At 30.0% G+C, this 12124-nt stretch carries 11 protein-coding genes; 8 read left to right on the plus strand and 3 right to left on the minus strand.

All coding sequences use genetic code 11. From position 1 onward, the window contains the following. Nucleotides 1–46 precede the first annotated feature (46 nt). Genes MOV42_RS04445 through MOV42_RS04460 form a run of 4 tightly spaced genes read left to right on the plus strand, consistent with a single transcriptional unit; the run spans nt 47 to nt 4868 of the window. Nucleotides 47–829: a RepB family plasmid replication initiator protein gene (locus MOV42_RS04445; RefSeq protein WP_324172585.1), complete on the plus strand. Its 783-nt coding sequence runs from the start codon at nt 47–49 to the stop codon at nt 827–829. Further along, nucleotides 826–1329, plus strand: a complete 504-nt coding sequence (locus MOV42_RS04450) for a hypothetical protein (protein ID WP_324172586.1) — start codon at nt 826–828, stop codon at nt 1327–1329. The genes MOV42_RS04445 and MOV42_RS04450 overlap by 4 nt, the downstream gene beginning before the upstream one ends. Further along, nucleotides 1326–1745: a hypothetical protein gene (locus MOV42_RS04455; RefSeq protein ID WP_324172587.1), complete on the plus strand. Its 420-nt coding sequence runs from the start codon at nt 1326–1328 to the stop codon at nt 1743–1745. The genes MOV42_RS04450 and MOV42_RS04455 overlap by 4 nt, the downstream gene beginning before the upstream one ends. Nucleotides 1746–1775: 30 nt before the next feature. Next, nucleotides 1776–4868, plus strand: coding sequence for an efflux RND transporter permease subunit (locus MOV42_RS04460; protein WP_324172588.1), 3093 nt, complete (start codon nt 1776–1778; stop codon nt 4866–4868). A gap of 104 nt (nt 4869–4972) precedes the next feature. Here MOV42_RS04460 and MOV42_RS04465 read toward each other — a convergent pair whose 3' ends face one another. After that, nucleotides 4973–5368, minus strand: coding sequence for a rhodanese-like domain-containing protein (locus tag MOV42_RS04465; RefSeq protein WP_324172589.1), 396 nt, complete (start codon nt 5366–5368; stop codon nt 4973–4975). Between the two features lie 63 nt (nt 5369–5431). On the opposite strand from MOV42_RS04465, the gene MOV42_RS04470 reads away from it, so the two are divergent. After that, nucleotides 5432–5803, plus strand: a complete 372-nt coding sequence (locus MOV42_RS04470) for a hypothetical protein (RefSeq protein WP_324172590.1) — start codon at nt 5432–5434, stop codon at nt 5801–5803. Here MOV42_RS04470 and MOV42_RS04475 read toward each other — a convergent pair whose 3' ends face one another. Both MOV42_RS04475 and MOV42_RS04480 read right to left on the minus strand, forming a co-directional pair. After that, nucleotides 5804–6829, minus strand: a complete 1026-nt coding sequence (locus MOV42_RS04475) for an NAD(P)-binding domain-containing protein (protein WP_324172591.1) — start codon at nt 6827–6829, stop codon at nt 5804–5806. It lies immediately after the preceding gene. A 12-nt stretch (nt 6830–6841) separates the two neighbouring features. Next, nucleotides 6842–7168, minus strand: a complete 327-nt coding sequence (locus tag MOV42_RS04480) for a hypothetical protein (protein ID WP_324172592.1) — start codon at nt 7166–7168, stop codon at nt 6842–6844. A gap of 205 nt (nt 7169–7373) precedes the next feature. On the opposite strand from MOV42_RS04480, the gene MOV42_RS04485 reads away from it, so the two are divergent. The 3 genes from MOV42_RS04485 to MOV42_RS04495 all read left to right on the plus strand — a co-directional run bounded on the left by MOV42_RS04485 (nt 7374) and on the right by MOV42_RS04495 (nt 12115). Further along, nucleotides 7374–8855: an NAD(P)/FAD-dependent oxidoreductase gene (locus MOV42_RS04485; protein ID WP_324172593.1), complete on the plus strand. Its 1482-nt coding sequence runs from the start codon at nt 7374–7376 to the stop codon at nt 8853–8855. 75 nt (nt 8856–8930) lie between these two features. Next, nucleotides 8931–10286: an NADP-specific glutamate dehydrogenase gene (gdhA, locus tag MOV42_RS04490; protein ID WP_324172594.1), complete on the plus strand. Its 1356-nt coding sequence runs from the start codon at nt 8931–8933 to the stop codon at nt 10284–10286. 2 nt (nt 10287–10288) lie between these two features. After that, on the plus strand, nt 10289–12115 hold the full coding sequence (locus tag MOV42_RS04495) for a mechanosensitive ion channel family protein (protein WP_324172595.1): 1827 nt from the start codon (nt 10289–10291) through the stop codon (nt 12113–12115). Nucleotides 12116–12124: the final 9 nt, after the last annotated feature.

Genomic DNA, 12124 nt, shown 5'->3' on the forward strand with positions numbered 1-12124 from the left:
AATAGGATTATACTCAAAATATGAAAAATATCAAATATGGAAGTGCATGTATAAGTTTGTGAATCAGCATAAGTTTAGTGAAGATGAAATAAATTTTTTAGTTTTAGTCATCTCACAAGTGGGAGAACTTGACCAAAGGTTTAAGCAGTATATTGTTTACAAATCAGACTTTCCAAAAAAAATTAATTTTAATAACTTTTTATCAAAACCTTTAAATATAGAAGAAAATAGTAGTTACTTTATGACTAATTGGCTTACAAGTATAGACTTTGTAAATGAGCTTTATAAAGTATCTATTTCTGAAAAATTAAAACCTTATCTGGTGGAACTAAATAAAAATTATGATGTTGATGGACTTACAAATCTTATAGTTAATGGTAAAATCAAAGAAGTTGTGAAAGTTAATAATAAAAACTTAGCCAATCAAAATGATAATATAATAATACAAACAAAAAGAGTTGTTAATTTTTTTGATCAAGAGAGAAAAAAAATACAGCAAAATTATGTAAGACGAGAATTTAAAAATATTGATGGAGAATATTTACTCAGAAAGCATCTAAAAGAAACTGGAAGAACAGCAAAAATGTTTAATGATGCAGTAAGATGGCTTTTTTCTACTAATCCTAAAGCTTCATTTCATAGACAAAATATTATGAATATAGGAAAGTTAATAGAACATTTTAATGTACTAGAACATCAGGCAATGTACTCAAAAGAGGCAATTGAGTTTAATGAAGAAACACAAATCTGGGTAAATATATATAGAAAACAAGGTATGCCAGAAGATGAGATACTTGAAAAATTAAGAGAGGCTGGATATATATCATGAGCATAAAAGAAGCAAAGTTAATAATTAGTGAGTATGATTTAAATACAGATGAAGATACCTTTGAAGTGGTTTTAGAAGTTATAAATAAATTTGGTTCCGCTAGAAAAGTTTTAATGGAAGGTTTAAAACCTGATTATAAATACTTAAAGAAACTATCTAAACTTTTAGCTATGTTAGATGAAAAAGAAACATTTGATGGAGAAGCAGAAGAAATAAGCATAGTTATGCACTCCATATATAAAAAAGTATCTAAAGATAGTGAGTCAAGTGGTGAAGATTTTAACTCTCTTTTAGCAAGAGTTAAAGTTCATCATCTACCTCAGATGCAGAGATGGGTTATAAATGATATTGGAGGTCGAAAAATGATTGGAAAAGTCACACTTCAAGAACCAAATCAATTAAGAAGACAAATTTTAAACTCTATAAAAAAATATCAAAGATTAGAAGAATTACCAAATTTGGCAATAGAAAATAAACTAAAAAGTATAGGACAATTATGAAACAAGATAGTTATGAACTCTTTAAAAGTGCGAATATAGAAGAGATAAAAGAAGTTTTAGCTCAAGAGTTAAAGTTGAGAAATGAAAAAGAATTTTGGGGTGATAAAGTAGTTCCATTTTCAGAGGCAATACTTAGTGTGTTGATTCCACTTAGAGATGCTGGTAAGCTTTTTGATCCCCAAGGAAAGAGTGTAGATGCTTTGACACCGGAACTATTTTTAAGTTGGAGTGATTTTGTAAGTTTAAAATCTTTAGCTTACAAGATTCAAAAATCTGATGAAGAAATAGACTTAAAACTCTTAGGAGATTATCTTAGTCGTTTTAATGTAAATCTCGAAGATGAGTCATTAGATTTTCCGATTTCAAGTTATAACTTGCATCAGGGTGTTAGCAATGTAATAAAATCTCTTTTATGAGCTAGTATAATATGAAAAAGGATTATTCATTTGACTAAAATCATAAAATATTTTATAGATAATAAACGATTGAACTATATGCTTTTGATTTTTTTAGCATATATGGGTTATAACGCTTATATAAATATTCCAAAAGAAATTTTCCCTAATGTTGAGCTTGATAAGATTAGTGTTCGTGGTGCTTATAGTGGTGCAAGTGCGACTATTATGGATAAGATGGCCGTTCGTGATATAGAAGAAGAACTCAGTAACATAAACGGTATCGATAAAACAGAAACAACTATCACTCCTGGGGCATTTGCCATTATTTTAACTTTAAATAAAAGTGTAGATAAAGTAAATATACTCTCTCGTGTAAAAGACTCCATTGCACTCACTAGGCAATATCTTCCATCAGATATGAATGAGCCTGTTGCAAGACTTCTTGATAAAGCTAAATCTCTTATAAAACTATCTCTATCCTCAGACAAGATGAGTAAAGGCGAATTGACTGCTATTGCAAAAGAGATTAAGACAAAGATTTCTCGTATAAAACATATTAGTGAAATTTTAATTCGTGGAGATTCAAAAGAAGAAATATCTATACGAGTTGATTCTGGAGCTGTTTTAGCTTATGACTTAAAACATTCAAGTGTTTTAAAAGCTATCTCTGATTTATCATATATTTTTCCTGTTGGAGATATTGAACAAAGAGGAAAATTTGTTTATATATCTACGGCAAATGGTAAGGCAAATGCTTTAGAATGGGAAGATAGCATCTTAAATATAGATGGTAAATATATAAAGTTAGGAGATATAGCAAAGGTTAAAATTGAGTACCCACAAACAGATACTCTAGCATCTTTTAATGCTAAACAAACACTTACTTTAGTTATCTCAAAAGGAGAGCTAGGTGATTCCATAAAACTCTCAAAAAAATTAAGAGAGTATGCCAAAAAGCTTAAAAGAATCTATCCAAAAGTTTCATTTAATTTTTACCAAGACACTTCTAAACCTGTTGAAAATAGACTAAATACTGTTCTTTCAAATTTAATGTTTGGACTTATCCTAGTTTTTTTATCTATGTTCGTTTTAATTAATCTTAGAATTGCTCTTATAGTTTCTTTGGGTATTCCATTTTCATTTATTATTGGCTTATTATTTATTTACTATATGGGCTATTCTATAAACATAGTTTCACTTTTAGGGGCTTTGATAGTCATAGGTATAGTAGTTGATGATGCTATTGTTGTAAGTGAGAATATTCAACGGCATATAGATGAAGGGATGCAAAACAGTGAGGCGGCGTTGCTCGGAGTAAAAGAGATGATACTCCCTGTTACACTTGCTACAGTTTCGACAGTCGCAGCTTTTTTGCCTATGTTCTTACTAACAGGAGAAATTGCACTTTTTCTGATACTTATCCCAATAGTTGTTGTTATGATTTTGATTGGCTCTCTTTTGGAAAGTTTTATATTTCTACCACTTCATGCATCTGAGTTTTTAAGAAAAAGTAACAACTTCATAGATTGGAATCCTTTTAGAGATTTATATGGAAGAACACTCTCTTTTTCTATAAAGTATAAGAAAATATTTTTACTTCTATTTATAGTTTTGATTCCACTTTTAACTATGATCACTGCAAAGTCAATGAAGTTTCAATTTTTTCCAAATTTTGATGGTAATAATCTTTATATATCAGGAAAATTAGATATAAACACTCCACTTGAAGATACATATAAAATAGCGAGTGAGATTGAGCGTGAAATGATGAAGTATTCGGAGGAGTTCTCACTAAAGTCCATCTCTGCTACAAGTGGATATAGAAGAAGTTTATCAGGTGAAACGCAAAGAAATAATAGCGTCTTTTTTATCACAATGGAGTTATATGAAAGAGAAGAAACTAATTTTATAAACAAATATATAAGTCCTGTTCTAAACTTTAGTTTTGATTTTAACAATCCTGATAAAATCAGACAAAAACAAACTTTTGAATTATCACCAAGAGTAAGAGAGTTAGTCGCTCCTTTTAAGCAGAAATATAAAATGGTTGAACTTGGTGTTATGGAAGATAAACCGGGGCTTATAAAAAGTGATATTCAGATAAATCTATCTGGAAGCAATGACGCCTCTTTACAAAAAGCTGTTAAAAAACTAGAAGTAGAGATTTCTAAACTTAAGGGGATTAAAAATTTTAGCGATAACATAAGATATGGCAAGATGGAGTATAAGATAAAAATTAACTCTTATGGAGAAAGTCTAGGTTTAAGTGAAGCATCTGTTGCAAGAGTTTTAAGCTCCTACTTTTTAGAAAAAAAACAATCAACCACTTTTAACGAACGCGGAGTAATGGAGATAAAAACAAGAGATAGTTTAAAAAATAGTACTCAAAGATTGCTTGATTTTAATGTAGCTCTTAGTGATGGACGATTTGTAAAACTTACAGATATAGCTACAATAAAGCAGATTCAAGGATATGAGAAGATAGATAAACTAAACGGAAGTATTGTTAAAACTGTTTATGCAAGTGTAGATAAACGCATAATAACTCCAACTGAAGTTTTAGAGTCAATAGCATCTACACTTGATGAAATTTCTGACTCTGGTATAGAAGTACAACTACTTGGTGAAAAAGAGAAGAAAAAACAACTCAAAGATGATATGAAAAATGCCTTAGTTTTAGCTATGTTTTTGATTTTTTTAACACTCTTACTTATTTTTTCAAAAATAAAATATGCTCTAATGGTTATGAGTGTTATTCCATTATCTGTTTTAGGTGCATTGTTAGGGCATAAACTTTTAGGAATGAACTTGAGTATGCCTTCTGTTATCGGAATACTTGGACTTGCTGGAGTTGTTATAAATGATGGCATAATTATGCTAGATTTTCTACATGGGACTCATAAGTCAGAAGACTTCTTTAAACTAGCTAAACTTAGGCTTCGTCCTATCGTTATAACTTCTATAACAACATTTTTAGGACTATTTACTTTGATGTTTTACGCAACAGGACAAGCAGTTATTTTACAACCAATTGCAGTTTCTTTAGGTTTTGGTTTGATGTGGGGAACTCTTTTAAATCTTTTATATTTACCAACGCTGTACGCTTTAGTAAATAATATTAAACCTCTTAAATCATCTTAGAAACAAAAGATATAAAATACCCCAAAGAAGAAAAATAATAAGTGCGATTGCCCCAAATAGGACAATTACTCTTGTTATAAAGTAGAAGAAAAATCGAAGTAGTGTCATTTTTTATAAGGAACTATTGGTAAATTCATGCCTTTTACATACATCATTCCACCTGCAAGATTTATAACATCATAGTCAAGTTCTTTAGCTAAAAACTGTGAAAGTATTTTTGTTCTGCTACCTGTTCTACAAATAAGAGCGAAAGGTTTTGTAGTATCTACTTTTTTATTTAACTCAGCTAAAAAACCTTTAATATCGTAACCACCTTGTTCATTAAAAAACATAATAGTTATAGCATCTTTAACTAAGCCAGTTTCTACCCATTCTGGTGGTGTTCTTATATCGACTATTGGTATTTTAGAGTTTAGAAATTTTTGTGTAGGGTACTCATTTTTTAAATCAGCAAAGAGTGTAATACTCAAAAGCATAAAAGATAGAAATATTTTTATCAAGTTGTTCTCCATATTTAAAGTGTATAATTATATCAATATTATATTAGTAAAAATAGGAAAAATATGGCGGCGTCAAATAAGGCTATCGAAAATTCAAATAGATTACGATACATAAGAGCATTGGAGAGATTTCATAAGAGTACTATTTCATATCTTTTAAATACACCTGAGTTGAAGATGCCAGGTTTTGTTAAAAAGATAAATAATGCTTTAAAAGTTTTGCGAAGAATAGAAGAAGTGGCAGTATATAAAGGTGAACTCCAAGATTTACAAACTCTTGTTAAAAAAATAATATTTTTAAAAGAGTCTGATAAAGAAATAGAAGATATAAAAGATGAAATTTTATATTCTTCAAATCAACTAGATAAGAGTAAAAATGCAAGGCGATATAAAAAAGACAAGCATGTTAACTCTAAGTATGATGAGTGGGAATAATTATTTAAAATCTGGATTATTTTTGAAAAATTCTTCAATTTTATCAGTATGAGCATATATTTTCCCACTTCTTGCCATAACTGAATTTACTATATGGTAACCATGATTAAGTGCTGCTGCAATAGAGCCACCAGTGTTAAAAGCTATGTCTCCTGCAACATAAAGAGATGATACGCTTGTTCTGTAATGTTCATTATAAATAGGTTTTCCATCTTCATCAACAGTTATTCCACATTTTTTCAAGAAATCAACAGGCGAAGTTCCACCAATAGCATAGATAATACGGTCATAAATAGTAAAATAACCATCATTAAAGTTAACTTTTATTTTACCTTCGTAGTTTTCTAAACTATCGATATCAGTATTCATTCTAAGGCGTAATCTTTCTTGTCCATCGTAGCGTTTTAGAGTTTCTTCATTTTCAGGATTTAGGCGAGAAAAGCTATCTTTTCTATATACTAGTGTGACACTATTTTTTTGGTCAGCTAGTTCATAAGCGTATTCAGATGCAGAGTTTCCACCACCAACTACAAGAATTTTTTCACCACTACTACATTTGTCAAGATTATAATTTACATATTTTTTGATAGATGGGGGAACTTTGTAAGATGGCTTATTAGGTTTTCCCATTTTTCCAATAGTTACTACAACTGCACGCGATCTAAAACTTTGTGTAGGAGTAGTTATTAGAAATATGTCTTCTTCTTCATTTCTAACGACACTTTCAACTTCTGTCCTAAAAGCAGTATCTATTTTCTCTTGGTCAAGTAGTTGGTCAAAAAAGTCTAGTGTTGACTCTTTTGTTCCATCCATAAAAGGGATATTACCTTCTATGTTCATAGTCTGACCTTTCCAGTCTTTATCTACTCTTTTGTTATCTTTATAAAATTTCCTAATTGTGTTTGAATGATTGTCCGCTTTATCAATTAGTAAGATGTTTTCTATACCGTGAACTGCTGCTTCAATAGCTGTTCCGATTCCACCAGGACCACCACCAATAATTACAATGTCATAAATGATATTCATTTTTATTTGTTCCTATATATGCATAAATTGAGATAGTAAAATAATAATTACTACCAAGATAAAAGGGAAAATATGTTTTTTAAATACCCAAGGACTTATACCAAAAAGTTTTTGATTTATTCCTCTAAAGCCTAACCATATCCCAAGAAAAGCTTTCAAACTAAGTAGCATTTGAAAACGACTCAGACCCTCAGGAGAAATTTCTCCAAAAATCTGAGAGATTAAATATAGTCCACTTGCCACTGCAACCATAAGAGCATAAGGAACAACTTTCCTGACATGCATCATTATAGCTTCTTTAGCTTTTGTATACTCTTCTGTATTAAGTGATTGCGGCATTTTTGATAAAAATAAAATATCTACAAATAAAAAACCACCGTAGATAAAAACTGAAAAAATATGAATTGTGTGAATTAGAGTGTAAGTGATAATATTTCCTTCTTTTTTTATAAAATTTTAGCATAATTTATGAGTTAAATCATTGTTTTAAATCAAATGCGATAAAGGCAGTAAGAATAAAGAAAACTTATAGTAAAGTTGTTGCATGAAAAAAATAAAATATGATGTATGTGTTATAGGTTGTGGTCCTGCAGGTTTTGCTGCGGCAATGAGGTCTTATGATTTTGGTAATCATGTTGTAATCGTAGAAGGTGATCATGTAGGTGGTGCTGGCATATCTAATGGCGCTCTTAGTTCTAAAACTATGTGGGAACTCTCAAAAGACTTTGCTAGTGCAAATAGAGTAGATCGTGGTTATCGTGCTTCTGGTCTTCAAGTGGATTATGAAAAAGTTAGAGATAATGTTTTTACAGCAGTAAGAACAAAAGAATATCAAATTCGTTCTCAGATAGAAACATTTGCTAAAAAAGAAGGAAGTGAAAAAAGTGTAACTCTTCTTGAAGGTTGGGGAAAATTTTCAGAAGATAGAACGCTTATAGTTAAAAAGCATGATGGCGAAACAGTTGAAATTGAAGCAAATGACTTCATAATAGCTAGTGGTTCTCACCCTAGAAAGCATCCACTTCTTGAAGTTGATGGTGAAAGAATTATATCTTCAGACCATATCTTACAGCTTAAAAAATTTCCTAAAAAAATTCTCATTGTTGGTGCTGGTATCATTGGCTGTGAATTTGCTACAATTTTTGCAGATTTTGCACAGACAAGAGTTTATTTACTTGATTCACAAGAAAGAGTTATTCCTTTTGAAGATGATGATGTAAGTGATTATGCTGGAAAAATGCTTGAAGCAAATGGTGTAAATATTTTTCACAAAGCTAAGCTTAGATGTATTAAAAAACATGAAAACCACATAGATGTTACACTTGATTATCCAGATGGACATACTCAGGTTATAAGTGTGGATGTTATTTTAGTATCTATTGGTCGTGTTCCTACTATGAAAAGATTGGGTCTTGAAAATATCGGCATAGAGATTAAAGACAAAAGAATCATAGAAACTGATGATTGTTGTAGAGTTTGTGGTAATATCTATGCAGCTGGTGATATTTCAGGTCATGCAGCTCTTGTTCATATTGCAGAGATGGAAGGTAGATTTGCCGCTAAAGCGATTGAAGAAAAAATTAAATTTCCTTTAAGATATGAAAACATGTCAGCTATTATGTTTTTTAATCCTGAAATTTCAACTGTTGGTATGAGTGAAAAAGATTGTCAGAAAGAAAAAATACCTTATAAAGTTGTGTTTTATTCACACGCTTTAGTTTCTCGTGCAATAGCTATGAGAAGTATGAAAGGTTTTTTTAAGATGATTGTTACAAATGAAGAAAATCCTAGAATATTAGGAATGAGAGCAGCTGGACCACAATCATCATCAGCAATCATGTATATTGTAACTCTTATGGACCATAAAATTAGACTTGGTGACATTATGAAAACTGTTCATCCTCATCCAAATATTACTGAGGGGATTCAAGAATCAATAAGAACGCTTTTAGGTAAGTCGATATTTAAGCCAGAAGCATTTCCTCAGTATATTCGTTTTAAAACTTGGGAACCAGATAAAGAGTAAAAGAACTTCTATTTTTTAATGTTTTACTTACAATATTTTTGATAATATTTTGATAAATACAAGTTTAGGAATATTATGAATATAGCTGAAGAAAAAATTAAAAAATTTGAGAGTGTTAGTTCTGAAGAAGATGCAATCTTTTTTCAAGCATTGGAAGAAGTAATTTATTCTATTGCTCCTCTTTTAGAAGCAAATGATTGCTACAAAAAAAACTCCATTTTAGATAGATTAGTTATCCCAGATAGAATCTTCAAGTTTAAAGTAACATGGCTCAATGACAAAAACGAAATCATGGTAAATACAGGATATCGAGTTCAGTTTAATAATGCTTTAGGACCATATAAAGGTGGTTTGAGATTTCATCCGAGTGTCAATGAAGGTATTTTAAAATTTTTAGGATTTGAGCAAATACTGAAAAATGCACTTACTGGATTACCTATTGGTGGTGCCAAAGGTGGTAGTGATTTTGATCCAAAAGGAAAAAGTGATTTTGAAGTTATGAAGTTTTGTTCATCTTTTATGACTGAACTTCATAAATATATAGGTCCTCGTATTGATGTACCTGCTGGAGATATAGGGGTAGGTGCTAGGGAGATTGGTTATCTTTTTGGAGAGTATAAGAAGATAACTTCATCTTATGAAGGAGTTCTGACAGGTAAACCTTTTATGTTTGGTGGTTCTCTAATGCGACCAGAGGCAACTGGCTATGGAGTAGTATATTTTACTCAAGCAATGTTAGAAATGGAGAATAAAGAGAGTTTAGAAGGTAAAATTTGTACAGTTAGTGGAGCTGGAAATGTTGCTATACATGCAATAGAAAAACTTTTTCAAATTGGTGCTATTCCTGTGACTTGTTCCGATTCTAAAGGTACAATTTATGATGCTCGTGGAATTGATCTAGCTTTACTAAAAGAGATAAAGTTAGAAAAGAGAACTTCTTTACAAGAGTATGCAAAAACTTTTTCAGAAGCTAAGTACATACCAGTTAGTGAATATCCAGAGGGTTCTCATGCAGTTTGGGATATACCTTGTTATGCCGCATTTCCATGTGCAACGCAAAATGAACTTAATGAGCTAGATGCCCAAAACTTAATAGTTAATGGTTGTGTAAGTGTTAGTGAAGGGGCTAATATGCCTTCTACCCCCACTGCAATTAGTAACTTTTTATCTCATAAGATTTGTTTCGCTCCGGCAAAAGCAGCTAATGCTGGCGGAGTTGCTGTTAGTGAGTTTGAAATGGCTCAAAATGCTTCTATGAGTCATTGGAGTTTTGAAGAAGTTGATGAAAAATTAAAAAATGTAATGCAACAAATCTGTAAAAGAGTTGCACTAACTGCTAAAGATTACGGTGTAGAAGGCAACTATGTTGATGGAGCAAATATTGCAGGGTTTAAAAAGGTTGCAGATGCGATGATAGCAGAAGGAATTTAGAAGTGAAAAAAATATTTTTTCTTTTCTTTTTACTATTCCCAGTTTTAATATTTGGTAAAATTAATTTTATGCCTTTTGTAGAAAATCAATTAGAACTAATAAAAGAGATGAATAGTGAAAACATTACTCAAGAAGAAATAGTAAAAATAATTAAAAAACAAGAAGTTATGTACTCTAAGGCAATAAATGAACTTCTTGAAGATAAAGAAAGGTACTTAGCTTCATCTAAAGAATATGATGCTGAAATTTTTGCTTTGAAAAAAGTTATACATTTAAATAAACGCTACAATAATGTTCTAGCTATTGTTAGAGATGAAATATTAATAAAAATATATGAAATATTATCAGAACAAAAGAAAATGATAAAAAATATTTTAACTGCGTTAAATACTATGCATTCTTACGATGAATATCAAGAGTTTTTAAATAAAGAATTTGTGCGAAATCAGATGAAACTTCAAGAGATTACCAATATTGATTATAAAAAATATTTAGAACTTCAAAGTGAATCAAAAGTATTAATAAAAGTTCGAGAGTATGTGAAAATTTATTATATCCTCATAGAAGTAAATAATGATATTGTTAAATATCTTTCTTACTTTGACAAAAAAATGTATAGTTTAAATGAATACTCAAAGTACGGGTTAGTTGCACCAATAATTAGAATTAATGAGATGCAAGTAACAAAAAATATTAACTCTATGCTTGAACCACTTGGTCTTAGCATAATAAAAATACTCGTTATTATATTTGTAACACTTTTAATTTATGGTATAAAAAAGTATGTATATACTTGGGCTCAAAGTTTATTATTTAGAATTAAATATATTCAAAAGTACTCAAAGGATATCGTAAATAAACTACATAAAAGTATAAAATTTATTATGTTACTTATAAATATAGAAATAGTGATTTATATATATAATGACTTCATATCTATAAATAGTATAAGCATGACATTTAATGTTTTGTATAGTTTTTTATTTACTTACTCAGTATACAAAACACTAAATACAATTGTTTCTATAAAAATTTTAAAAATCGATAATAATTCAAGTATAAAGAATGAAATCATTAATGTAGGGATTAAAATAGTTAATTTCCTTATCTGGATAATAGGGTTTTTACTTATTTTATATTCAGCGGGGGTAAATCTAACTGCTGTATTATCAGGACTTGGTATAGGTGGTTTTGCTATTGCACTTGCTGCAAAAGATTCTCTTGCAAACTTTTTTGGAACATTATCCATTTTACTTAGCGATACTTTTTCTCAAGGAGATTGGATAGTTACTGATAATCAAGAGGGAACTGTTGTTGAGATTGGACTTCGTGTTACGACAATTAGAACTTTTGATAATGCACTTATTTCTATTCCAAATGCAAACTTAGCAAATACAGATATTAAAAACTGGAACAAAAGAAGGTTAGGTCGTAGAATAAAGATGAGTTTGGGTGTGAAATATGATTCTAAAGCAGATGATATAAGAAATGCTGTATTACAAATAAAAGAGATGCTTCAAACGCATCCAGATATTGCAACAGATAAAACAGAAATAGATAGAAGCCAATATAGTGCATCTAAAATTTTGTCTTATGAAGATTCACATGGGATAAAGAAGACACTACTTGTTTACTTGGATGAGTTTAGTAGTTCTAGTATAAATATACTCGTTTATTGTTTTTCAAAAACTGTTGATTGGGAAGAATGGTTAGCTACGAAAGAAGATGTAATGCACCAAATGATGAAGATTTTAGAAAAAAATAACCTTGAGTTTGCATTTCCATCAATGAGTATATATCATGAAAATGAAGTTAAAAATATAAGCTAAAGAAATTTT

Origin of the sequence: Sulfurimonas sp. (genome assembly GCF_029027405.1) — a bacterium.
GTDB lineage: Bacteria > Campylobacterota > Campylobacteria > Campylobacterales > Sulfurimonadaceae > Sulfurimonas.